The following is a 22,319-nucleotide window of genomic DNA, read 5'->3' on the forward strand; positions in this document are numbered from 1 at the left end:
CGGTTTTTCACACTAGCCGGATGGACGACATGACACGCAGACCCCTCTACGCCGCTGGACTCAGCGTCGCAATCAGCACTTTGATCGCTGCCTGCAGCAGCAATACTCCCGTCACAGAACCCGTCGCCGATGCGCCAAAAAACGTCATCTTCTTCCTGGGTGACGGCATGGGTATGACAACCATGACAGCAGCGCGTATCTACTCGGTCGGTGAAGATGGTGAACTCACTATGGACACTTTGCCTGAGACAGCGTTTGTTAAAACTTTCTCCAACGACGCACAGGTTACCGACAGCGCGCCGTCGATGTCAGCCTATATGACGGGCGTAAAGATGAATAACGAAGTGTTGTCGATGTCACCTGACACACTGGCAATTGATCCGCTGGTAGATGCAAATGGGAACAAGCTGGTCAACAACTGCGGCACCAAGAACGGCACACCTGCAACCACGTTACTCGAACTTGCAAAAGCAAAAGGCTTGTCCACTGGCGTCGTCACAACAACACGCGTAACGCATGCAACACCGGCTGCCACCTACTCCCACATCTGCCATCGCGATCTGGAAAACGATATTGCAGCAGCAGCGGTACCTGGCGGCACTGGTTACAACACCGCATTAGGCACAACCGGTCTGGACGTTTTACTGGGCGGCGGTAAGCAATTCTTTACGCCGTTTAAAGATGGCGGTAAGCGTTCTGACGGACGTGATCTGGTTGCTGAAATGAAGGCAAAAAATTACGCCTACGCCAGCAACAGCACAGAATTCAATGCGATCGACGGTACCAAGACGGACAAGTTATTTGGTCTGTTCACCTCAAGCCACATGAGCTATGACCTCGACCGTGATCCTGCTAAAGAACCTAGTCTGGCAGAAATGACGACCAAGGCCATGGATGTCCTGGCAAAAAATTCCAAAGGTTATTTCCTGATGGTCGAAGGCGGTCGTATCGATCACGCTCTGCATGAAACAACCGCGAAAAAAGCATTGCAAGACACCGTCGCTTTTGATAACGCCATCAAAGCCGCGATTGCGAAAGCCAAGATTGCTGACCCTGATCTGAAAAATACCCTGATCGTTGTTACTGCTGACCATGATCACACTCTGGTATTGAACGGTTACGCCAAGCGCACAGGCAAGACCGCCGCGGGTAACCCTGGCGTGCTCGGTGTAGTGAAAAACTATGTTACGGGTGTTCCTGACAAAGATCTGGATGGTGCGCCATATTCCATCATCGGTTTTGGTAACGGTGAAAACCGCACACAAGGCAGCCGTTCTACGATGGCCAGCCTCGATGAAACCGTGACCAGCGCCAACACCTACCATCAGGAAGCGGTTGTACGTGTTGCGGTCGGTAGCGAAACCCATGGCGGTACCGACGTCTTCCTCGGCGCGATTGGCAAAGGCTCAGACACCTTCCTCGGCACGATCGATAACACCAAGGTATTCACTTTGGTCAAAACTGCCTCTGGTCTGTAATCGATCTGCACATATTAAGAATTGGAAAACATCATGAAACACACACTCAAGTTCTCTTTGCTGGGACTGGCTCTGGCCTCTGCATTCGCCAACACGTCCGCTTATGCAGCGGGCGAAGCCAAGAACATTATTTTCTTCCTCGGCGACGGCATGGGTCCATCGACAGTCACCGCATCCCGCATCTACAAATACGGTGAAGACGGTAGCCTGAATATGGATAAGCTGGAGCGTACAGCACGTATTAAAACGTATTCAAACGACGCACAAACTACCGACAGCGCACCGTCAATGGCTGCGTATATGACCGGCGTCAAGATGAATAATGAAGTCATCTCCATGTCAGCAGACACAGTTGCTACGCCTCCTTCCAAAGACGCGAATGGCAATCTCGGCGTCAATAACTGTGCAGCTACAGGTAACGGCGTTTCGGTCGCAACGATTCTCGAACTCGCTAAAGCCAAGGGCAAAGCAGTTGGCTCAATCACGACCACAGAATTGACGCATGCAACACCAGCTGCGACCTACTCCCATATTTGTAACCGCAACGCGCAATACGCGATTGCTGCGCAGGCGGTACCGGGTGGTACCGGTTACAACACGGCACTGGGCGACGGTGTCGATGTGTTGATGGGCGGTGGCCGTAATCATTTTCTGCCTTACGATGCAGCAACTAGCGTAGGTAAATTAGGCCGTGTTGATGGTCGCAATCTGCTGACTGAACTCGCAGCAAAAGGCTATACCGTCGCGGCAACAAAAGCGGATATGGCCGCAGCACCAAATAACAAAAAATTCATCGGTCTGTATAGCAGTAAAAGCCATCTGGAATATGAACTCGACCGCGCTGCGACACCACCGGTAGGCGAAGGTGCAACACAGCCAAGCCTGGCTGAGATGACGACCAAAGCGATGGATCTGTTATCGCAAAATACGAATGGTTATTTCCTGATGGTAGAAGGTGGCCGTATTGATCACGCCCTGCATGGCACGAATGCCAAGCGCGCACTGGTTGATACGATCGCATTCGACGACGCGATTAAAGCTGCACTCGATAAAGCGAAATTGACCGATCCGACACTGGCAAATACCCTGATCGTTGTGACTGCTGATCATGATCACACTTTGGCATTCAACGGTTATGGCAAACGTGGCAATCCAATTCTGGATATCAACCGCAATTACAAAGACGGTACGCCAAGCCTGGATGCGGATGGCAATACCTACACGACGCTGGTATTCGGCAACGGTCCTAACCGCCCTAACCTGCGTAACAACCTCGACAGCGCTACCGTGTTGGCAGACAATTATTTGCAAGAAACCGGTGTGCGTCTGGCCAGCGAAACGCACGGTGGCGGCGATGTAAAATTGTTCGCAACCGGTGCCGGTGCCAAAGTATTTAAAGGCACACTGGACAATACCAAGGTCTTCGGTTTGTTGAAGTCTGCGTTTGGTTTCTAAGTCCCGGCTCTTGTGATCTTTGTAGTCATCAAAGCAGCCTGAACAATAAGGTGAGCCTCAGATCCTAGGCTCACCTTTAGTTTTTTTGAAAGATAAGTATGAAATCCGTATCGAATGTGCCGGGATTATTATTCGCAAGTATCGCCGCCTTCTCAGCTCTGTCAATTCTGTCAGTTCCGTCAGCACAGGCCGCATCCGCACCCGCATCCACGCCCCTTATCCCAGTTGCACAGAACCTTACTGCGCCGGACCTCGACCTGAATATTCAGTATTACAGCAAGGTATTGACCGCTGAAGGCGTTACGCGTGAAGCGCGTTATGAAGAAAAAATGTTACGTCGTCCTGGCCATGTCTGGGTTGTCCGTGTCTTGCCTAAAAATGTCGTGGAATCTCATGACGACGATAAGACCGTAAGCAAGAAAAAAGTCGCGTTGAACACCGCACCAGCTGCCAGTGCGACAGAGCATAAGCATTTTAATCATGTCGTGATTCCGCGTCATGTCGTCCTCGAGAATAACAAAGTCCGGGTTGAATACGTCGACGCACATAGTAAAGATGTCGTCGCAATTCCACCGTCCGAATATGAGAATGTCAATTTCGACGGCTCTTGGGATAATAGTTTTTACCTGCTGGATCCCAAGCTGGTTCAAACGATTCCGTATTCTGCGCAAGTTTCCACCGTAGCAGGTGCGCGCTGGCGTGAACGTGAGAAGAATGGTGTTTATCAGCGCGTATTGTGGGATGAAAAAAAACAAATTCCTCTGGTGATCGAGAGTGGCGATAAGGCGGCGACATTTTATCGTCGTGTGGACGTCAAGCCGCTGGCGACCCTGACACGTGAATTACCCTGGCAGAATTTGAAAGGGTATGCGCAAAAAGAGTACTCGGATTTTCTTGATTGATATCCGGCATAATGTGAATGCCCCGCGTCTGTCGTGACCGCGGGGCATTTTGTTCGATTTACTGCGCTTCCATCCAGCTGAAATATAAGTCCCTGGCGCGTGTTGCGACCGGACCGATGGCTAAGCTGCGGTCTTCGTAACGGATGCAGGGCGTTACCTTGCCGTAGTTCCCGGTATTGAATATTTCGGTCGCCTTCAATAATTCTTCTGGTGCCACGCTGCGTTCGATGACCTGAGTGCCATCGTCTCTCAGCAAGCCAATCACGCGCGCACGGGTGATGCCAGACAAAAAACTGCCATTCGCAATTGGCGTGACGACTTCGCCGGATTCGGTCACCAAAAAGATGTTCGCCGTAGCAAATTCCGCGACCTTGCCGTGACTGTCACACACCACGGCATTGTCAAATCCACGGTCTTTGGCTTCACGCAGTGCCTTGGTCGAATTCGGATATAAGCACGAGGCTTTTGCATCGGTCGGCGCCATGCTGGGATCGGGCCGGCGCAATACAGACAAACAGGCCGAGAATCCGGAGAACGGTGGCAAAGGCGCGTCAAACAAGGTCAGCGCAAAACTCGACTGATCTGCATCGGGAATCAGCAATCCATCAGTGCCAAATACCAGCGGACGGATGTACAGCTCCGCATCGGCAGGAAATTGCCTGATCCCGTCGCGGCATAAGGCTTCAAGCTCGTCAACCTGGTAAGGACAGTGCAGGCCAAGACGCTGCGCCGATTGCACCACGCGCGCCAGATGCAGCCGCAGATCCGGTGTCTTACCGCGGATAGCGCGGGCACCGTCAAACACGCTGGATCCCAGCCATACAGCATGATCCATTGCGCCAAACAAGGGCGTATTGCCTTCGCTCCAGCTACCTTTGAAATAAGTGAGATACATAAATGATCCTTTGTGATGAACATCGTTGCGGCAGGAGTTTGTATTACATGTACTGTCCAGCTTATATGTTAACAGAGCCTGAGATGTGAGCAGAATGACTTGCTTATAATAAGTAGCGCATTTATTTCCAATGCGTATCCGCTTTGTTTATGCGGCTCGCAGACACTTTTTGTCTTGAAAGGCGCATGAATACTGTGGATTCATTTACGGGTATCGCCTGTCTGCAACGGCTATACTGCGCAAATAGCCTCATTTTTTTGGCATTGGTGTATATTCCGCTCCCACACCATTTTTACCCGGACAGGACAAGCACATGCTGATCATCACGATTAAACAAGGCAAGGAAAAAAGCATATTGCAAGGCGAGCCATGGATCTATGTATCTATGGTGGCGCGGGTTGATGGTAAGTATGACGAAAAAATGAAAGTAGGAGCAACCGCCCTGGTTCGCTCATCATCAGGGCAATTCTTAGCGCGCGCTGCCTGGAGCCCGAAATCGCAGATACAGGCACGGGTCTGGAGCGTCGATGAGACCGAGGCCATTGATCATGCTTTTATTAAACGGCGCGTGCAAGCGGCTCTGGCACAACAGCCGATGCCGGTCAAAGCGGATGGCAAGCAACGTCGCCTGATTAATGCAGAACAAGACGGCCTGCCAGGTCTGCTGGTCGATCATTACGGCAGCGCACCGGGTTATCTGGTCTGTCAGTTTCAAGCTGCTGGTGTCGATGCATGGAAAGTCACCATCGTCAAAACCCTGATTGCGGTCACAGGTTGTCCCAATGTATTTGAATATGCGGATGAGCTGGTGCGCAAAGGGGAAGGATTACCAGTAACGACCGGGGTGCTGGCGGGTGAAGAGCCGCCGGAGGAATACGAGCACTAGGACGCAAAGCCTGCAAAAAACGAAGAGCGAATTCGGCAATAATGCCGTGATCAGGCAGAAACAATAAAGGCATGCCGTAGCATGCCTTTTTTTACATCATCGACTGCGCGAGGCAATCACAGCATCAGAAGATGTATTCAACGCCTACGGAGAAGTTGGATACCGTAGCATCGCTGACACCGTCAACCACGTTAACTTGACGACGTTCGTATTCGGCACGGACGTTCACGTTGTTAGAAATCTGGTATGTTGCACCGAGACCAAACACGGGCTTAGTGCTATTTTTTGTAACAGTACCTTTGATTGTGGCTGAATTGACAGTGGATTCTGCCCGGATATAGGCAATACCTACTTTTCCGAAACCAACCCAGCCGTTTGATGGTGTGCTCTTTACCACGCCAACAACATCAACACCAGTTGCTTTAAATTCTCCGGCAATACCACCCACGCTCGCAGTTGCTTTGCCTAAAGAGAAATAACCAGCTTCAACGCCTAGGTTTTGTGTGTAGTTGTAGCCACCCAGCAGTTTGACTGTTGTATCAGATGTTTTGCAGTTAGTCACGCCAGTGCAATCTGCATCAACTTTCGCTTGACCAACGGTCGCGGCAACATAAGTTTGTGCAGAAGCACTTGCGCTTAAAGCGATACCGGCAAGCATCAATGCTGCGGCGAGGATATTTTTCTTGGTCATGTAATTCTCAATTATTTATAAAATGGGTAATGAACATACTCAGCTGGACTGAGCCATAGAACGATTTGACAGAGTTACATCAAATTCCATGTCAATCTGCTATTTTACTTGTTTGACTTGTCTCTGTCGAAACTATTTCTAAACGAAAACAGTTAGTTGTTGCATTACCTCACTAGCCGTAATAATTGCCTTAGCTGCTCTAGCTACGCAGACCGAACCGTTGCCGGTATTCTTTTGGTGTTATCTGAGTCCATTGTTTAAACACCTTACTCAGGCTCGACACGTCTTGATAGCCGCAACGCCCGGCCAGTTCTTCGAGAGAGATTTTTGTAGTTTCCAGTAAAGCTTTGGCGCGCTCTATGCGCAATTGCTGGACATATTGGGCCGGGCTTAACCCCACATTCTCTTGAAAGCGACGCAACAAGGTGCGCTGGCTAGTATGACAATGTTCTGCCAGCTCGCCCATTAACCATGGTTGATCCAGTCGTTTATTTAGCCAGCGACGCGCCCGCTCGACGACGATATGTCCCTGATTTTGGATCATGGCAGTCGCAATATATGGGGCCTGGCTATTGCGGTTGGCGTCAATCACCAGCATCTTGGCGCATAGCTGGCGCAAGGTTTCGCCACAAAAGTGAGCGACTAGCCATAGAGCGAGATCGATATACGATGTCAGTCCGCCTGAGGACACCAGATTGCCGTCCTGTACGATTAATTCTTCGGCTTCGAGGATGACCTTGGGATACTGTTGTCTGAAATAAGCCGCCAGCCACCAGCTTGTCGTAGCCCGTTTGCCATCCAGCATGCCGGTATTCGCCAGCAGACAGGTTGCCGAGCAACTCGCGATCAGCAACTTGCCCTGCGACAGATAGTCACGTAGCGCCAGCTGTTCTTGCGTCATTAATGCGATGCGCTCGGTGATGTCATACGCGCTTTGGTGATCAATTCCCGGTAGCATGAGAGCGTCAAGCTGCTGCCCGTTCAGTGGCTGGGTTGCAAAGCTGAGCCCATGCTGGTTTTCTACTGGCTGGTCGCGCGCACTGAGCCAGACCGGCTCCAGCCGGATCTGTTGTCCCGGTGGTCGCAACTGCATCAGGGTATTTGCAATCGAGAATACGTCACGCGGCACCACTGCGCCGCTGAGAAGGCAACCGGGATAGACCAGAATGCCTATGCGTATGATGTGCTGAGAAGTAGCCATTGGCGAATTACATCATAATTATGTCAATTGCGCCAATGGTCGTGGCGATATGCTCTGCCGATAATGTGAACTCCCATTCAATCACTACAGGAGTTCCTCATGCCTTATGTCAATGTCACGACGATTCGCGGTCTGCTCAGTCTTGAGCAAAAACAAGTTTTGATTACCCGCTTAAGCGATGTCTTGGTCGATATCGAAGGTGGTGGTAATCCTGATTTCCGGAAGATGGTTTGGGTCAGTGTTGACGAACGCTCACCGGAATCATTCGGACTGGGTGAGCTCCGGCCAGACAGTGCCTCAATTGCCCAGTTTGTGGCTTTACGCGATGGCACAGCGAATCAAAAATAAGTCTATCTATTTGCATATATTCGTATAGGCATACATCCATTTTTTAAGGAGCCATTAATGCCCTACTATCCTGCTTTGTCTATTTTTGTGCTGAGCCTGCTGGCGCTGTTTGTAAAAACCAGCGTCACCAGTGTCATACAGATCATCAGCCGTTTTCGTAGCCGGCGGTTTTTATTGCCAGAAGACGCCGCCTTGGCCAGAGCCACTCCGGTCGCAAGCGAATCCGCATTTGTGCAACGCTGTGCCAACGTCTGGCGTAACGATGTAGAGAATTTGCCGTTTTTTTTAATGCTGGCACTGAGCTATGTTTTAGTCGGCGGGGGGCCAGATACAGCATCAACATTATTTAGCAGCTATGTGCTGATTCGTTACGCACATACCATCGTCTATCTGCGCGGCCTGCAACCCTGGCGTGCGATTTTGTACCTGTCCGGTATGGCGGTGTGCTGGATGATCGTGGCAGCGATTGTACTCAGGATCATCAAGATCACCGGATAATCATGCTCGCCTGATTGGCTTACACCATCAGCCTTGACCCTGGCTATTCTGCTGGCTACCATGAGTGCAATCAATATAGGACGACGCAAAACTAAAACCTCTCACCACAGAGACACAGAGAAAAGGCAGGAAGGCAGTTTCATGGAATATCGATGTCAAATCAATTCGTAAGCCGAGCGGGCCTGTTGGCACAAAATGCCTCTGCAAGCCGCATTCAGCCTGCGGGTTCAATGTGGATGGAGATAAGCAACTTATCATTTTGCGTAAGTCCTAACAATGCAGCATCATGACCGCGAAGGAAGGCAAAATGGATCAGGAAATAAATCAAAAAGCAAAACAACAAGCAGATCAGCAATTTGATGATGGTTTGAAGAAGCGCAAGCAAGTGATGGGCGATGCATTCGTCGATAAAGCCTTTGCGAGCGCTGACGCTTTTACCGCACCGTTGCAAGAGTTCGTGACACGTAACGCCTGGGGTACCGTTTGGTGCCGTGACGGACTCGATATGAAGACCCGCAGCTTGATTACTCTCTCCATGCTGACTGCGCTCGGCCGTGCGCATGAGATTCGCGGCCATGTGCGCGGCGCTATCAACAACGGCGCGACGATGAAAGAGATACAGGAAGTGTTGTTGCACGCAAGTGTCTATTGCGGCATGCCGCTGGCGATTGATGCATTTCGTTCCGCACAAGAAGTCTTATCTGACATGGGGTTGATACCCGCTCTGGACAAGTCAGTATGAGCGAGCGCAAAGCAAAAGCGATCAATGCCGAGGGACATACCGAGCCATTTTTAATTGATGATGTCGCCTGGGACGGCTATGCGCACGGCACCAGTTTTGGCTCCCGCTACAAGCAAATCGGAGAACACGGCGGCTGTCAGCGCATCGGGGTTTGCATCGAGGAGTTATCACCTGGCATGCGTGCTTGCCCCAACCACTATCATTATCTTGAAGAAGAGCAGCTCATGGTGATGGAAGGAAGTCTGACTTTACGTCTGGGCGACAAAACCTATGTCATGTCCGCAGGCAGCTACGTGGTTTTTCCGGCGGGACAAAAATTGGGGCACAGTATTTTTAATCACACAGACCAGGTCTGCCGTTATCTGCTGATCGGTGACCGCAATCCACATGATGTGATTGTTTATCCAGACAGCAACCGGGTCAGTGTGCGTTTGACCGGCGAAGGGTATAACAAGGCTGCCGTGATGGCGTATTGGGAGGGCGAAGATGTGGGTTAATCGTCCGGTCTGCTAAGGTCACCAAAAAACTGGCGATTTGCTTTTTCTATATTTGTAGAACTCATTTCATCACATTAATAGGGGGGAGATAAGCTCTAACCATGTCCGGCTGGAAGTGAATATGCAAAATACTACGGCTTAATCGACCCTGGCTTGACCAACTCCTCCACCGCAACTCCCTGCTGTTTTAATAAGGCCTCCAGTGCAGGTAATAATGGCCCCAAGGTTTCTGTCAGCATGGCACGTACGGTGTCGACGACGACCTGGGTAGCGCGTTCGATTTCGATATTTAAGGCGGCACCGGTTTTTTTCTCAGCGAACACGGTCATGCGCAGGGTTTCCGGGATTAACCAGACTTCAAACCAGCCCTCTTCGCGGTTGACTTCGGCGACCGTGAGGCTGGCGCCGTTGATGGCAATGTAGCCTTTGGCAAAGATGTAGCGTAACCATTCAGGTGTGACGGAGATACGGATAACATAGTTGTTTTCCAGCTCGCGGATAGCTGCAATCGTGGCTGTGAAATCGATATGACCAGATAGCGGATGACCGCCGATTTCTGCGCCGTCTCTGGCGGCTCTTTCCACGTTAACCCGTCCGTTCTGCTGATAGGCGCCTAGTGTGGTGATTGCCAGGCTTTGTTGCATGACATCAAACTCTGCACTGTGGTCGTCTGGTAAAGCCGTGACAGTCAGGCACACGCCGTCTACCGCGACGCTGGCACCGATTTCTAGGTCTTTACAGAAGCCTTCGGGGAAATCGAGCTTAAATGTGCGCAAGCCGGGTTTGTCAGAGAGTGTTGCAATGCGGGCGATGCCTTGTACGATGCCAGTAAACATGGGGAGTGATATTCAAGAATTAGGAAAAATATATATACCTGGTTGACGTGTGTCATGCGATTGATACACCGCTTCCGAGGCAATGTCATTGTAAGCGATTCGCAAGAATGTCATGCCGTGCAGTCTAATGTGCACTAAACGTGTTTGCCCGCTATGGCTTAAAAATTACCTTTAGCGAAAGGCAAGTCCACGGTGAACGTGCAGCCTTGTCCCTCGACGCTTTCGCAATGGACATTGCCGCCCATTGCTTCACTGAGTTTTTTGACAATCGATAAACCCAATCCGCTGGAATGTTCTCCTGCCGTAGGCCGGGTAGAGAGGCGGGTGAATTTCTCAAAAAGATGTTGCTGATCTTCTTCCGATAATCCTGGTCCTTCGTCCTTGACAACAATCCTGCCAAGCTCTGCCTGTGCCGAGATGCTGATCCAGATATGCCGGCCTGCCGGCGAGTATTTAATTGCGTTGGATAAAAGATTATCAATAATCTGTACGGTGGCATTGGCATCCGCCATGACGTTGACGTTCGTGTCTGCCGTCATAAGCAGCTCAAGGTTCTTCTCTTTTAAGTGAGCCTCAAACTGTGGCACGATTTCTTGCAGCATTTTGTTCAGATTTACCGTTTGCAATGCAACGGGGGAGTAACCGGTTTCAATTGCGTTAACATCAAGCAAATTGGTGATGATATGCATCATACGATGCCCGCTTTTGCTAATACGCTCAAGGTAACTGTGACGCAACGCAGGCTCTATTTGCTGATCGAGTTTACGAAGCAAATCACTCATGCCGATAATAGAGGTCAACGGATTTTTCAGGTCGTGGGAGGCGATGCCGAGAAATTCGTTCTTCTCTTTATCGAGCTGCTTCAGACGCTGTACGGCATCAGCCAATTCACCCGTGCGCAGCAAAACTTTTGATTCTAGTTCCTGCTCGGCTTTTTGCGCCATACTGAGTAACTGATGTTGCGCCAATGCCCGCTCTTGTTTGATGATATTGATCTTATCTGCCTGCGCTAGTGCCAGCAAAATAATTTCTATCGCCGATCCGATCTGGAATCCAAAATCAGCGAACCAGCTACTTTCGATAAGACCCAAATTCCGCAATGTGACCATCATCGCACCAGCGATCCATGCGATCGTCGCAAAAAAAACAATCCAACCTGGCCGGTAACCACGTCTGGCACTCAGTACGCAAATCGGCAGTATCAGGAAAATCTGTAAAAAACCAAGTAATTGCAGAGATGGCGCCACTACGTGGTTATAGCCAATGAGTACAATAATTGCTGCCAACACCGATAAAGCCTGAATGACCCGGAATACCATCGCAATGCGCGGCATGCGCTTGGGTAACTGCAAAAAATGGGTAATGAAAAGTGAGTCAAACAGAATAATCAGCGGCACGCAGAGACCCGGACTAATGTCCACAAGCCACGGCCAGTCCTGCGCAAAGTATTGTCCAATATGCCCGTTGACGCTCAGGCCTGCAAACAAAATACTCAGTGACAACAGCAGGTAATAAAACATGGTTCTATCGCGAAACGACAGCATCAGTATCAGGTTGTAGGCAATCATTGCTAGCATGGCGCCGTAGTACACACCCATCAGGTTCGAGATGAAATTCGACTCTTCTGCATAGCCTTGTGGCGTGAATAATTTGGCGCGCAGGAATAAAGAACTGGTAGTTTGTATGCGCAGATAAACGAATTTGCTTTGGTGATCGTTCAGATGCAGGCGGAAAGTAGGCAGGCGAAGCTGCATTTCCTGCGCCGAAAAATGCTGCCGATCACCGGCTCTGCTGGCTTCGATCTGACCATTGCTACTGACTTGGTATAACTGTATGTCATCCAGCATCACCGGGCTTATTTCCAACCACCACTCAGAGGCGCTGGTGATATCGGTTTTTTGCAGGCTAAAGCGCAGCCAATATACTGAGCGCGTATAAGAAACGTTCAAATTGCCTTTAAGCGCTTTGAAATTATGTGCTGTGCCGGGCTGCACCACATCCTGAATAGACAACTGCCCTGACTTGTCTTCCAGCACATCAAATTGGGAATCGAGAGAAAGTCGCCGGGTATCGCTCTTAATTTCCAGCTTGGAGGCAAAAGCAGGGCTAGCCATCAAGCAACAGGCGACTAGCGCGATCAGATAGAACGAGAGTTTGCTGGATATGCGCATGCGCCTGATATCGTGGCAAAAGAAAAAAACCAGACTAACAAGATTTATATCGATGCGCAACCTAAAAGCGTGACTGGTATTGGAGCAGACTTACTTCAACCACGGTTTGCTTTGAACGCTCTGGTCGTGGTTGTGCTTGATCAGCATGTGGTGCCTACCTGTATTTAATGACGGCGCAGAGGCTCAGAGGTATGTAAAAACTTCGTATAGAGATCGCGCGGCGGTGCAATGGAAATTTGCGACAGGATGCGGCCAACTGCGCCGCGGTGATAGGTGCCGTGCGCAATGACATGCATCAGCATTTCTTCCCGCGACATGCATCCTTTGTCGCCGTCGGTAAAAGTGAACATGATGTTTTCCTCCAACATGGCAGGACTGATATTCTCAATAAAGCGCTTATATTCCGTGTCCAGTTGCTCTACGGCTTGTTGCAGATCATTCAGCTGAGGTGTTTCCGGTGTATTGGTCCCTGTGTAGGAGTGTGCTTGTTGCTGGAGGTTGGCGAAGAAAATACAGTCTACGACGTAAATGTGATTCAGCAGGCGAAGTGCCGCGTGTCGTGCCGATGCCTGCGCGGCATCTGTGGCATCCTTGCTAGACGATGTGTCAATGCTGGCAACACAGGCGAATAATTCTTTATTCGCCCATGCTTTGTAACTGAATAATGATGTCAGAAGTGTAGTGTTGCTCATGATGTCCTCCTTGCGTTTTTACCGTTCAGGTATCCAAGCGTGTGTCGTGTTCCAAAGCAGGGATCAAGTTTGACTGAGTCATGGTGATCAGGTTATCGCGCAACCATTTATGTGCAGGATTACGCCCGTCACGCTCATGCCACAACATATCTATGTGAACTTCAGGCAAATCAAATGGCAGTTCTTTCCAGACTAGCGCATCGGTCATCCCGGTAGACTCAATCAGATGGCGTGGTAATACCGTAATCAGATCAGAATTAGCGACAACTTTGCCGCCAGTGAAAAACTGGTTCACCGTTAGTAGAATACGACGCTCACGTCCGATATGAGCCAAGGCCTCATCCACCAGTCCGTGCGCACGGCCAGAGAAACTCACGAGCAAATGGTTTGCGTCGCAATAGCCATCCATCGTCAATTCCTTATCTGCCAGAGGATGGTCCTTGCGCATCACGCAGACATAATGGCCTGAGTACAGGCGTTCATGGCGTATCGGACTGCTGGACGCACCCTGCCCGCCAGCGAGTTGGGCGACCACGCCCGGGAAGAATCCGACCGCAATATCAATATCGCCGCGTATCAGCATAGGGCGTGGTTCGCGTGTCGTCAGCGGTACCATGCGCGCATTAAGTCCTGGCGCATCGCGCTCAATGGCGCGCACCAAGGTCGGCATCCAGAGTGCGGCTGTCGCATCGGCCATTGCCATCCGGAATGTTGCCTGTGCTTTCGATACGTCAAAGCTGGTCGGCGCAATCGCTGCCTCCAGGTTTGACAGCGCGAGCCGTATCGATGGCCATAGCGTCTCCGCACGTGGTGTCGGCTTAACGCCATATGCCGTGCGTATCAGGAGTTCATCGCCGAGTGAGTGACGCAGGCGCTTGAGTGCATTTGAGACGGCAGGCTGCGTCATCGCCAACTTATCTGCGGCACGGGTCAGGTTTTGTTCAATCATTACGGCATCAAAAACCCGTAATAAATTCAAATCAAGTGTCAGAAAATTCATTGACGATGCTCCAGGCAGCTTTCATAAGTTTGGGCTTACTCAGTGTTGATCCAGCGTTAATTGAAGCTTAATACAATGCTTTGGGCATTTATTGTTCGCATCGCTAGCATCCTCGTCGCTGCCGGTTACTGCAGCGATGGTGTGTAAGTCCGCTAAATAAGTAAACCTAATCTTTGCACAATTATTCATAAACTGCATAGTGGATATGAGAAATCAAAATTAGATTTATATATTGCACTGCAATATTATTCCATCATCAAATAAATAGACAGAAATGGTGAGAATATTATGACTTTCCTCAATATCGCTTTCCCAGTTACAAGTGCCATCCCTGTTGCCGAAATGGCTGTCAGCACCGTGATCGCCGCTGCGCGTCCTTTGTTAGGCGTAGGTATTCTGGCAACAATGCTGGTTGTATTCAAGCCAATGATCGCTGGCATGCTGCGCGCTGCTCTGGTCGTGCTGAAGCCTAGAATGACTCGTGAGCAAAAAAGCGCCAGCCGCAATTTGCGTAACATCTTGACGATTCGTCGTATCGCCAGCGATCTGGACGCGACATCGCCCAATATGGCTGCTGAGTTGCGCGCTTTAGCCGCACGCGGTTAATCCGGTCTCAGTCTTGATCTAGCAGCCAATCCAGAGTTCAACGGAAACAATCATGCAATCGACTTACTCCACAGATGCGTTGTTACGTTATCGTAAAAATCAGCCAGTGCGTGCTGTCGCTGGATCTAAAAGTCTGGCGTCGATGTTGCCGACCATCCTGACTACGGGTGTCATCACTCTGGTAGCGACTGCGGTAATGCGTTTGCTGTGGCTAGGTTTTAATAATGACTTCTTCGGTGCCTGGATGGAAGCATGGCTGACTACCTGGCCTATCGCTTTTCCAGTTGCTTACATGGTGAAGCCTGTCGTTTATCGGTTGAGCCGTGGTGTCAGCCAGGTAGCTGAGCCTGAGATCCTTACCACCAGCCCCAAAGGTTTATCTCTTCAAGATGTGCAGTTCGCATCTCAGCATGCCAACCAGGCAGCACCTCTGAAATTGCTGCAACAACCGTTCGTTCATCGTTGATTGAAGCTTTCACACCAGATCAAACCGCACATAGGTGCGGTTTTTTTATGGATGTCGGGTTTTACATTGCTCTTCATAGCGATATAAAACGGCATCATTTATGTTTTTGATCTCGCCATCCTTTTCCATTTTTTGTAATACAGCCTCCAGTTTTTGATATACATCCTGGTGCTTTTTATGCAGCACATGATAGCCGCTGAGCTGCGCCAGCGACGGCTCTAGAATCACGATATGGGAGAGCCCCAACTGCTTGGCGTTACACAGGCTAAAGCGGGAATCTACCGCAATATCGGTTCTGCCCGCATCGAGTTTTCTGAACAAAGAGTCGATAGACGGTGCTGCCTCTGCCTGCGCTTCTTTTAGTTGCTCTGCAACGACCTGGACGCCGGCGACATAGCCGACAGAATACGGTGCCAGGCTCTGAAAACCTTTGACTGTAAAACTGATGCCGTTTGAATACACCACCAGATCTTCTCGTGTGATCGGTACAGTGATTGTGCGCATCTCATAGTCCGGTTCAAACGTCAGTCGGAACAAAAAGCCGTCGAGTTTGCCCGCCTGAAGCAAGCCCGTATGCCGCTTTGCCGAACCCGTCACAAATTGAATAGGTACACCTGCACGGGCATAAGCAACCCGCATGACTTCTTTCGCTGCTGTCATACTTGGCCGGTTTTCGTCAAGAGTGCCAATTTGCAGTGGTGCCTCAGCGCAGGCAAAGTTCGCACACAAGATTGCTGCCAAGGGTGTCAGAGGCAACATTGTCGAGAGTTTGCCGAGATATCGCCATGCACTCATAAGTGTCCCTCACTTGGGAAAGTGTGTTGATGAGTGTAACAAATAAAGTAAAAATAACAAGACTTGCCAGCGCGATGTGCTGACTTTATTTCTCGGGTATAAAAAAAGCGCAGCTAAATAGCCGCGCTTTTTATATGAAACAAACTACCAGATCACATGGTGATCGGATTGTACTCAAGCGATTACGCCGACAAACGTTGCTCCAGCGTCGCCTTCGTTGCCGCCAGTTCAGCTGGTAAATGGTAGTTCAGCTTATCGAACAGCTCGGTATGCAAAGCCAGTTCTGCTTGCCATGCCGCGCGGTCGATTGAGGTAATAGTATCGAATTGTGCTTGCGTAAAATCCAGACCATCCCAGGTCAGATCATCAAAAGTTGGCGTGATACCGAAAATATTTTCAACACCGTTAGCTTTACCTTCGATGCGTTCCAGCATCCATTTCAACACGCGCATATTGTCGCCGAAACCTGGCCAGACAAATTTGCCGTTCGCATCAGTACGGAACCAGTTGACGCAGAAAATTGCTGGTTGCTTTGCGCCAATCGCCGCGATTTTTTTGCCCATATCCAGCCAGTGCTGGAAATAATCGCTCATGTTGTAACCCATGAATGGCAGCATCGCAAACGGATCGCGACGCACCACACCTTGCTGTCCGACAGCGGCAGCCGTGGTTTCTGAACCCATGGTCGCCGCCATGTAGACGCCTTCGACCCAGTCACGTGCTTCTGTCACCAGCGGCACGGTCGTTGAGCGGCGACCGCCAAAAATGAACGCAGAGATCGGCACGCCGGCAGGATCATCCCAAGCCGCATCGATCACAGGATTCTGCGTTGCCGCAACGGTGAAGCGGGCATTCGGGTGCGCTGCTTTACGACCAGTTTCTTTGGCGATTGCCGGAGTCCAGTCCTTGCCTTGCCAGTCGATGACATGCGCTGGCGCTTCTTTAGTCATGCCTTCCCACCAGACATCGCCATCGTCCGTCAATGCAACGTTCGTGAAAATCGTATTGTGTGTCAGCGAAGACATGCAGTTTGAATTCGTCGCGGTGTTTGTGCCAGGTGCGACACCGAAGTAACCGGCCTCTGGATTAATTGCATACAAGCGGCCATCTGCACCAGGTTTGATCCAGGCGATATCGTCGCCGATGGTGGTGACTTTCCAGCCTTTGATCGCCGGGATGAGCATGGCGAAGTTGGTTTTGCCGCATGCAGACGGGAACGCCGCTGCTACATAATGCTTTTTACCTTCAGGAGATTCAACACCCAAGATCAACATGTGCTCAGCCAGCCAGCCCTGGTCACGACCCATGGTTGATGCGATGCGCAACGCAAAGCATTTTTTACCTAACAAGGCGTTGCCGCCGTAGCCGGAACCATAGGACCAGATCTCGCGTGTTTCAGGATAATGCACGATATATTTCGTCGCATTGCAAGGCCATGCAACATCTGCCTGACCTTCGGCCAATGGCGCGCCAACCGTGTGTACGCAAGGAACGAAATCACCATCTGTGCCGAGCACATCGAATACCGCTTTGCCCATGCGCGTCATGATGCGCATGTTCACCGCGACGTAAGGCGAATCAGACAATTCCACGCCGATGTGAGCGATTGGCGATCCCAGCGGACCCATGGAGAATGGCACCACATACATAGTTCGACCCTGCATACAGCCGTCAAATAAAGGATTCAGCGTGGTACGCATTTCTGCCGGTGCCATCCAGTTATTCGTCGGGCCTGCATCTTCCTGCTTGGCGGAGCAGATATAAGTACGGTCTTCAACACGCGCCACGTCAGACGGATCAGAGCAAGCCAGATAGCTGTTCGGACGTTTTGCTTCGTTGAGTTTTTTCATGGTGCCAGCGGCAACCATTTGTGCGCACAGACGGTCGTATTCTTCCTCGCTGCCGTCACACCAGTAGATATTGTCTGGCTTAGTCAGCGCCGCCATGTCGGCGACCCAGTTGATAAGCTTTTGCTGCTTGACGTAGGCAGGGACATTCAATGTCGCCACACCACGCATGATAGGTTGATTCACGATACTACCTCCAATGCCATTTAATAGAAATCTGTGTAGCGGCACGGCAGGATCGTCGTTAGGGGTGTCGGGCGGTGCGAGCAACAGCTAAAAAGCGGGCTCAAGCACAGCGCGGACAGGCTCGATGACGGCGGTTCTGTCGGATGAAGAATTGATCTGGCTAATCGTTTTTGATGCCGGACTCACTCTTACGAAAGCAACAATGTAATATTGCATTCAGACTTACGCCCGACATGATGTTGCAGGCGGAAGAATCAAAAAGCTACGTGGGCAGTAATTGTACACTCGCAACTCGATCAGAGCGAATTTTGCTTCAAAAATGTTATTACTCATACATGATATTTGAAAGCGAATTGCAAGCTTGGCCTGAATTAATACGAAAAGTAGCCAAAACCACAAAGGAATTCTTATGAAAATCGCAATTCTCGATGATTATCAAGATGCCGTACGCCAACTCGCCTGCTTCGATTTATTGCAAGGCCATGAGGTCAAAGTCTTTAACAACACCGCCGTCGGTCTGGGCCAGTTAGCGATCCGTCTTGCGCCTTTTGATGCCCTGGTACTGATACGCGAGCGCACCGCTTTCCCGCGCGCCTTGCTCAGCAAATTGCCGAATCTCAAGCTCATCTCACAAACCGGCAAACTCGCTGGTCATGTCGATGTCGCCGCCGCCAGCGAGTACGGAATCAAGATCGCCGAAGGCATCGGTGATCCCACTGCACCCGCCGAGCTGACCTGGGCACTGATCATGGCCGCCTCACGCAAGATCCCGCACTACGCCAGCAACCTCCAACAAGGCTTATGGCAAACCGCCTCAATTCATCCCGCAGCTAATTCTCTCGGACGGGTACTAAAACGCCGGACGCTCGGCATCTGGGGATACGGCAAAATAGGCAAAATGATCGCCGCTTATGGCAAAGCATTTGGTATGAACGTACTGATCTGGGGACGCGAAGCGAGCCGCACACAGGCATTACAGGATGGTTATCAGGCTGCCAATTCAAAAGAAGAGTTTTTCGCCCAGAGCGACATTCTCAGCCTACATCTCCGCCTGAACGATGCAACCCGCGGCAGCGTTACCGCAGCCGATCTCGCACTGATGAAAACAGACGCCCTCTTCGTCAACACCAGCCGCGCAGAACTCGTCGTAAGTGGTGCGCTGGAAGCCGCTCTCGCCGCATCTCAACCACGCCCCGGCTTTGCCGCATTGGATGTGTTTGAAAGCGAACCACTTGCTCCTCAGCATCCGCTGCTGCGTCTAGAAAATGTCCTCGCCACACCGCATCTCGGCTATGTAGAGCGCGACAGTTATGAATTATATTTCCGCGCTGCTTTTCAGAACGTCGTCGACTTTGCCATCGGTACGCCAAAGAATATTTTTAATCCCTAAGCAATAAAGCATCATTATTAGCATTACACTCATTGCTGTCTGGTATCGGTGTCAAAGCGATATCCGCCTCAGCATTCGTGGCGACATCGACGCCTGCTGAACATCCGTTATTAACGCCTGTTGTTAAGCATAATTTTTAAGCGCAATTATTAAACCCAATTATTAAACCCACTAATTTTTTGAGAACACACATGTCATCCATGCGACTCATTCACTTGTCCGTAGTCTCTGCTCTATTTTCCATCGTCTCCTTAGCCGCACAGCCAGTGCAGGCGCAGAGCGTGCGTGCACCCGCGATTGTCGAAGGCGACACCTGGGAATTCAGAACGATCAACATGTGGTCATCCAAACCAATCTCCCAGTTCAGTAAAAAAACCATCGGCATCTCCGGTGAATACGCTCGTATGTTTTACGAAACTCGTACCTTGGGCAAAGGCGAAGAATTCGTCAAGCCACAAGTATCAGAAGGCACCGTACGCACCGACCTCAACATGACCGTCATGTTTAAGAACGATAAGATGGAACAGACTTGGTACAAATGGCCGCTGGAGCCAGGCAAAAAATGGGAGTTCCAGTACAAACAAGAATTCCCGTCCGCGACCAACAGCGCGCAGATCCAGGTATCGATCACCAACACCAAAGCAGAAGTCATCGGCTGGGAAACCGTTGAAGTCCCCGCAGGCAAATTTAAGGCCCTCAAGATCGTCTACAAAAACAGCTGGACCATGGACAACCCAACGTCATCTGGCACCACACAAAACATAGTCTGGTATAGCCCCGACACCAAATCGAGCGTTCAGACAACCTTCGAATCCTTCGGTGCAGACGGTTCACCACAAACCAGAACCAACCAGCAACTGACCCGTTTTGAGAACGCCAAATAGACCTAGTTTGTTGCCGCAAAGGTGTCAGGTTGATCGAATAGAGCTTCGCGCACTTGGTCAAGTCAACGCGGTTTTACAGGGTGATGTTTTTGTCTATTTGGTTATACTGTATTTTTAATCAGTATAACCAAATACAGCTCGTGCTCATAAGGGTTTCAAGAGATGTAGAGCAAGCTTGTTATTTTTGTATCGTCGGTTATCATTGCAAAATGAAAATTAAATCACGTTAATGCTCTATGTCGAAAATGCCTCTATCCTCCACAAAATTACTCCTTCTTTTTTTGTTGCAGGGACTAAGTTATTGGTTATTTTCTTTTAATATCGATTTTTTTGAAAATCTATTTCCAATTCGATTCGCAGGGATTGGTGTTTATTTCGCTATCATCGCTATACATTTCGTAGCAATTGGACTGACCGCATTTCTCTTTTGTTTTCCAGTGGCGTACCTCTATAAAGAGTTCGCACCTCTTGTTGCCTTTGTAATTTGTAGCACTGTACTGGTTCCAAAATTTGCAGCACTGTTTGACTTGGGTATGAAGAAATATCACCCACTTGTTTATGCGTTAAGTGTGTTTGACGGAGTCCTGTACATTATGTTGTTAGTTCTTTTTACTGCGTGGGTGGATAAATACCTACCACGCATTAACTCAACATTCGACACCGACGCTTCGCGCCGGTCAATTTAGCGTTATCCATCATGAAAAACTCGACGCGTAGTTGGCTGTTTTCTGAAGGCGCTTCATCGACTACTCTTCGCGAATTGAGTTTACAGGTCGGTCCTTTACCCGAATCTTATCTAGAGTTACTTAGTCAAGGAAATGGCGGTGAGGTTGGGCTCAAAGTGAGTCCATTCAATTTCTGCCTAGACACTGCTGAATCCGCACTAGACTACTGGAAAAGTGGAACGTACACTACTAGTGGAGTGTTTGTTTTTGGCTGCGATGGAGGCGGCTCACTGTTTGCATTTGATCTGAGTACATCAGGTAAATGGCCAGTAGTGTGCTTCGATCCGATTGATCCTGAAGGTAGCATGGACGCCGTCGCGCCCGACTTTGAGAGTCTTATAGAGCAATTGGCGGAAAATGGATAACAGGACTTTCGACGGGGAATCGCCAATGATGACTTCATCTTTATTCACAACTAAGGCGGCGACCCCGTCAAATCTGCGTTAGGCACATTCATATGCGGCATGTCGTAGGTTTGTCGAGTGCGAAAGACCAAGAGCTTCGCTGGCCTCTTGATGTTGAAAACCGCATGCGGTTTGACTCCGGTCATTTTCAGACCTTGGGCTATTTCAGGTTGTTGGCACTTGCGTTTGATCACTACGCTCAGAGGGATGCGCGTATCGGAATTTCATCCATCAACGTCATGTTCTACCTTGATGGTGAAGATCTCGTCGCAACATTGGAAATCCTTCTTCGTCTCGAAAATGAAATCGCAGACATGCCGGAACGATGGAAAACATTCCTTGGCACCGTTCAGTATCCAGGGCGGCAACCGAAGCGCATCGAGCCGCTGCTCTTCAAACGCCGTGCAATGGCGCTTCTTGGAAGTCTTCGTGCCCTAACCCAAAAGGCAATGGATCAAGGAAAGATGGTGGTCTACGGAAATGGTGTTTGCTATCGTTATCTTTGTGGCATCAAGCTTCCCCCTGGCACTGTTGAGTACTCGTAGTGCGGCCCCGCTTCAAGAGCACATCTTCGTTGGGCATGTGCCTAATATTTCCTATATGGACTCCCCCCAAAGTACAAGAAATTAGTCAATAGTTCTGGCGCGAGGAATAAGCCTGCAGTCGTATATCCGGCATCTAATGTGGAATCTATTGTGTTCCGTGCCGACATGGAATCTGCGTG

Annotated in this window: 23 protein-coding genes; 14 read left to right on the top strand and 9 right to left on the bottom strand. The window is 50.1% G+C overall.

Features of this window, described 5'->3' with window-relative positions; all coding sequences use genetic code 11:
- Window positions 1-29: 29 nt before the first annotated feature.
- The 3 genes from ACO0K3_RS17220 (at window position 30) to ACO0K3_RS17230 (ending at window position 3,835) form a co-directional block, all read left to right on the top strand.
- Window positions 30-1,478, top strand: a complete 1,449-nt coding sequence (locus ACO0K3_RS17220; RefSeq protein WP_422986712.1) for an alkaline phosphatase — start codon at window positions 30-32, stop codon at window positions 1,476-1,478.
- A gap of 33 nt (window positions 1,479-1,511) precedes the next feature.
- A complete protein-coding gene (locus ACO0K3_RS17225; RefSeq protein WP_422986714.1) occupies window positions 1,512-2,933 on the top strand; it encodes an alkaline phosphatase in 1,422 nt (473 codons plus the stop codon).
- A gap of 98 nt (window positions 2,934-3,031) precedes the next feature.
- Window positions 3,032-3,835 carry a hypothetical protein gene (locus tag ACO0K3_RS17230; protein WP_422986716.1) on the top strand — a complete coding sequence of 268 codons (804 nt, stop codon included), beginning with the start codon at window positions 3,032-3,034 and terminating at the stop codon, window positions 3,833-3,835.
- A 58-nt stretch (window positions 3,836-3,893) separates the two neighbouring features.
- Here the strand turns inward: ACO0K3_RS17230 and ACO0K3_RS17235 are convergent, their stop codons facing one another.
- Window positions 3,894-4,730, bottom strand: coding sequence for a branched-chain amino acid aminotransferase (locus ACO0K3_RS17235; RefSeq protein ID WP_422986718.1), 837 nt, complete (start codon window positions 4,728-4,730; stop codon window positions 3,894-3,896).
- Window positions 4,731-5,043: 313 nt separating this feature from the next.
- Between ACO0K3_RS17235 and ACO0K3_RS17240 the strand changes: the two genes are divergently transcribed.
- Window positions 5,044-5,616: an SAM-dependent methyltransferase gene (locus tag ACO0K3_RS17240; RefSeq protein ID WP_422986720.1), complete on the top strand. Its 573-nt coding sequence runs from the start codon at window positions 5,044-5,046 to the stop codon at window positions 5,614-5,616.
- Between the two features lie 124 nt (window positions 5,617-5,740).
- Here the strand turns inward: ACO0K3_RS17240 and ACO0K3_RS17245 are convergent, their stop codons facing one another.
- Both ACO0K3_RS17245 and ACO0K3_RS17250 read right to left on the bottom strand, forming a co-directional pair.
- Window positions 5,741-6,307 (bottom strand): outer membrane beta-barrel protein, encoded by a 567-nt coding sequence (locus ACO0K3_RS17245; protein ID WP_422986722.1) that lies wholly within the window; start codon window positions 6,305-6,307, stop codon window positions 5,741-5,743.
- 199 nt (window positions 6,308-6,506) lie between these two features.
- A complete protein-coding gene (locus ACO0K3_RS17250; protein WP_422986724.1) occupies window positions 6,507-7,508 on the bottom strand; it encodes a GlxA family transcriptional regulator in 1,002 nt (333 codons plus the stop codon).
- Window positions 7,509-7,607: 99 nt separating this feature from the next.
- Between ACO0K3_RS17250 and ACO0K3_RS17255 the strand changes: the two genes are divergently transcribed.
- The 4 genes from ACO0K3_RS17255 to ACO0K3_RS17270 all read left to right on the top strand — a co-directional run bounded on the left by ACO0K3_RS17255 (window position 7,608) and on the right by ACO0K3_RS17270 (window position 9,593).
- Window positions 7,608-7,856, top strand: a complete 249-nt coding sequence (locus ACO0K3_RS17255; protein ID WP_422986726.1) for a tautomerase family protein — start codon at window positions 7,608-7,610, stop codon at window positions 7,854-7,856.
- 57 nt (window positions 7,857-7,913) lie between these two features.
- A complete protein-coding gene (locus ACO0K3_RS17260) occupies window positions 7,914-8,354 on the top strand; it encodes an MAPEG family protein (RefSeq protein ID WP_422986728.1) in 441 nt (146 codons plus the stop codon).
- 307 nt (window positions 8,355-8,661) lie between these two features.
- A complete protein-coding gene (pcaC, locus tag ACO0K3_RS17265) occupies window positions 8,662-9,096 on the top strand; it encodes a 4-carboxymuconolactone decarboxylase (protein ID WP_422986760.1) in 435 nt (144 codons plus the stop codon).
- Window positions 9,093-9,593, top strand: coding sequence for a cupin domain-containing protein (locus ACO0K3_RS17270; RefSeq protein WP_422986730.1), 501 nt, complete (start codon window positions 9,093-9,095; stop codon window positions 9,591-9,593). The genes pcaC and ACO0K3_RS17270 overlap by 4 nt, the downstream gene beginning before the upstream one ends.
- Window positions 9,594-9,724: 131 nt before the next feature.
- Here ACO0K3_RS17270 and ACO0K3_RS17275 read toward each other — a convergent pair whose 3' ends face one another.
- The 4 genes from ACO0K3_RS17275 to ACO0K3_RS17290 all read right to left on the bottom strand — a co-directional run bounded on the left by ACO0K3_RS17275 (window position 9,725) and on the right by ACO0K3_RS17290 (window position 14,292).
- Window positions 9,725-10,429 carry a riboflavin synthase subunit alpha gene (locus ACO0K3_RS17275; protein ID WP_422986732.1) on the bottom strand — a complete coding sequence of 235 codons (705 nt, stop codon included), beginning with the start codon at window positions 10,427-10,429 and terminating at the stop codon, window positions 9,725-9,727.
- A gap of 158 nt (window positions 10,430-10,587) precedes the next feature.
- Window positions 10,588-12,600, bottom strand: a complete 2,013-nt coding sequence (locus ACO0K3_RS17280) for a sensor histidine kinase (protein ID WP_422986734.1) — start codon at window positions 12,598-12,600, stop codon at window positions 10,588-10,590.
- A 164-nt stretch (window positions 12,601-12,764) separates the two neighbouring features.
- On the bottom strand, window positions 12,765-13,292 hold the full coding sequence (locus ACO0K3_RS17285) for a DinB family protein (protein WP_422986736.1): 528 nt from the start codon (window positions 13,290-13,292) through the stop codon (window positions 12,765-12,767).
- Between the two features lie 25 nt (window positions 13,293-13,317).
- Window positions 13,318-14,292, bottom strand: a complete 975-nt coding sequence (locus ACO0K3_RS17290; protein ID WP_422959364.1) for a LysR family transcriptional regulator — start codon at window positions 14,290-14,292, stop codon at window positions 13,318-13,320.
- 288 nt (window positions 14,293-14,580) lie between these two features.
- Between ACO0K3_RS17290 and ACO0K3_RS17295 the strand changes: the two genes are divergently transcribed.
- Window positions 14,581-14,898, top strand: a complete 318-nt coding sequence (locus ACO0K3_RS17295; protein WP_422959363.1) for a hypothetical protein — start codon at window positions 14,581-14,583, stop codon at window positions 14,896-14,898.
- 52 nt (window positions 14,899-14,950) lie between these two features.
- A complete protein-coding gene (locus ACO0K3_RS17300) occupies window positions 14,951-15,364 on the top strand; it encodes a DUF2798 domain-containing protein (RefSeq protein WP_422986738.1) in 414 nt (137 codons plus the stop codon).
- 45 nt (window positions 15,365-15,409) lie between these two features.
- Here ACO0K3_RS17300 and ACO0K3_RS17305 read toward each other — a convergent pair whose 3' ends face one another.
- Window positions 15,410-16,159: a substrate-binding periplasmic protein gene (locus ACO0K3_RS17305; RefSeq protein ID WP_422986740.1), complete on the bottom strand. Its 750-nt coding sequence runs from the start codon at window positions 16,157-16,159 to the stop codon at window positions 15,410-15,412.
- Between the two features lie 182 nt (window positions 16,160-16,341).
- A complete protein-coding gene (locus ACO0K3_RS17310) occupies window positions 16,342-18,192 on the bottom strand; it encodes a phosphoenolpyruvate carboxykinase (GTP) (RefSeq protein WP_422986742.1) in 1,851 nt (616 codons plus the stop codon).
- A 409-nt stretch (window positions 18,193-18,601) separates the two neighbouring features.
- Between ACO0K3_RS17310 and ACO0K3_RS17315 the strand changes: the two genes are divergently transcribed.
- The 4 genes from ACO0K3_RS17315 (at window position 18,602) to ACO0K3_RS17330 (ending at window position 22,140) form a co-directional block, all read left to right on the top strand.
- Entirely contained in the window at window positions 18,602-19,582 is a 981-nt protein-coding gene (locus ACO0K3_RS17315) for a D-2-hydroxyacid dehydrogenase family protein (protein ID WP_422986744.1), read from the top strand.
- A 200-nt stretch (window positions 19,583-19,782) separates the two neighbouring features.
- Window positions 19,783-20,466, top strand: a complete 684-nt coding sequence (locus ACO0K3_RS17320) for a hypothetical protein (protein WP_422986746.1) — start codon at window positions 19,783-19,785, stop codon at window positions 20,464-20,466.
- A gap of 697 nt (window positions 20,467-21,163) precedes the next feature.
- Entirely contained in the window at window positions 21,164-21,556 is a 393-nt protein-coding gene (locus tag ACO0K3_RS17325) for an SMI1/KNR4 family protein (RefSeq protein WP_422986748.1), read from the top strand.
- 92 nt (window positions 21,557-21,648) lie between these two features.
- Window positions 21,649-22,140, top strand: coding sequence for a hypothetical protein (locus ACO0K3_RS17330; protein WP_422986750.1), 492 nt, complete (start codon window positions 21,649-21,651; stop codon window positions 22,138-22,140).
- The last annotated feature ends 179 nt before the right edge of the window (window positions 22,141-22,319 follow it).

Origin of the sequence: Undibacterium sp. Rencai35W (assembly GCF_049340185.1) — a bacterium.
Classification (GTDB): Bacteria; Pseudomonadota; Gammaproteobacteria; order Burkholderiales; family Burkholderiaceae_D; genus Undibacterium.

Excerpts from the sequence above, each read along its gene's own strand:
- ACO0K3_RS17260 (WP_422986728.1), top strand. The coding sequence starts at position 7,914 with ATGCCCTACTATCCTGCTTTGTCTATTTTTGTGCTGAGCCTGCTGGCG.
- ACO0K3_RS17255 (WP_422986726.1), top strand. The coding sequence starts at position 7,608 with ATGCCTTATGTCAATGTCACGACGATTCGCGGTCTGCTCAGTCTTGAG.
- ACO0K3_RS17270 (WP_422986730.1), top strand. The coding sequence starts at position 9,093 with ATGAGCGAGCGCAAAGCAAAAGCGATCAATGCCGAGGGACATACCGAG.
- ACO0K3_RS17315 (WP_422986744.1), top strand. The coding sequence starts at position 18,602 with ATGAAAATCGCAATTCTCGATGATTATCAAGATGCCGTACGCCAACTC.
- ACO0K3_RS17230 (WP_422986716.1), top strand. The coding sequence starts at position 3,032 with ATGAAATCCGTATCGAATGTGCCGGGATTATTATTCGCAAGTATCGCC.
- ACO0K3_RS17235 (WP_422986718.1), bottom strand. The coding sequence starts at position 4,730 with ATGTATCTCACTTATTTCAAAGGTAGCTGGAGCGAAGGCAATACGCCC.
- ACO0K3_RS17325 (WP_422986748.1), top strand. The coding sequence starts at position 21,164 with ATGAAAAACTCGACGCGTAGTTGGCTGTTTTCTGAAGGCGCTTCATCG.
- ACO0K3_RS17245 (WP_422986722.1), bottom strand. The coding sequence starts at position 6,307 with ATGACCAAGAAAAATATCCTCGCCGCAGCATTGATGCTTGCCGGTATC.
- ACO0K3_RS17250 (WP_422986724.1), bottom strand. The coding sequence starts at position 7,508 with ATGGCTACTTCTCAGCACATCATACGCATAGGCATTCTGGTCTATCCC.
- ACO0K3_RS17240 (WP_422986720.1), top strand. The coding sequence starts at position 5,044 with ATGCTGATCATCACGATTAAACAAGGCAAGGAAAAAAGCATATTGCAA.
- ACO0K3_RS17285 (WP_422986736.1), bottom strand. The coding sequence starts at position 13,292 with ATGAGCAACACTACACTTCTGACATCATTATTCAGTTACAAAGCATGG.
- ACO0K3_RS17300 (WP_422986738.1), top strand. The coding sequence starts at position 14,951 with ATGCAATCGACTTACTCCACAGATGCGTTGTTACGTTATCGTAAAAAT.
- ACO0K3_RS17330 (WP_422986750.1), top strand. The coding sequence starts at position 21,649 with ATGCGGCATGTCGTAGGTTTGTCGAGTGCGAAAGACCAAGAGCTTCGC.
- ACO0K3_RS17290 (WP_422959364.1), bottom strand. The coding sequence starts at position 14,292 with ATGAATTTTCTGACACTTGATTTGAATTTATTACGGGTTTTTGATGCC.
- ACO0K3_RS17275 (WP_422986732.1), bottom strand. The coding sequence starts at position 10,429 with ATGTTTACTGGCATCGTACAAGGCATCGCCCGCATTGCAACACTCTCT.
- ACO0K3_RS17305 (WP_422986740.1), bottom strand. The coding sequence starts at position 16,159 with ATGAGTGCATGGCGATATCTCGGCAAACTCTCGACAATGTTGCCTCTG.
- ACO0K3_RS17225 (WP_422986714.1), top strand. The coding sequence starts at position 1,512 with ATGAAACACACACTCAAGTTCTCTTTGCTGGGACTGGCTCTGGCCTCT.
- ACO0K3_RS17220 (WP_422986712.1), top strand. The coding sequence starts at position 30 with ATGACACGCAGACCCCTCTACGCCGCTGGACTCAGCGTCGCAATCAGC.
- pcaC (WP_422986760.1), top strand. The coding sequence starts at position 8,662 with ATGGATCAGGAAATAAATCAAAAAGCAAAACAACAAGCAGATCAGCAA.
- ACO0K3_RS17295 (WP_422959363.1), top strand. The coding sequence starts at position 14,581 with ATGACTTTCCTCAATATCGCTTTCCCAGTTACAAGTGCCATCCCTGTT.
- ACO0K3_RS17280 (WP_422986734.1), bottom strand. The coding sequence starts at position 12,600 with ATGCGCATATCCAGCAAACTCTCGTTCTATCTGATCGCGCTAGTCGCC.
- ACO0K3_RS17320 (WP_422986746.1), top strand. The coding sequence starts at position 19,783 with ATGCGACTCATTCACTTGTCCGTAGTCTCTGCTCTATTTTCCATCGTC.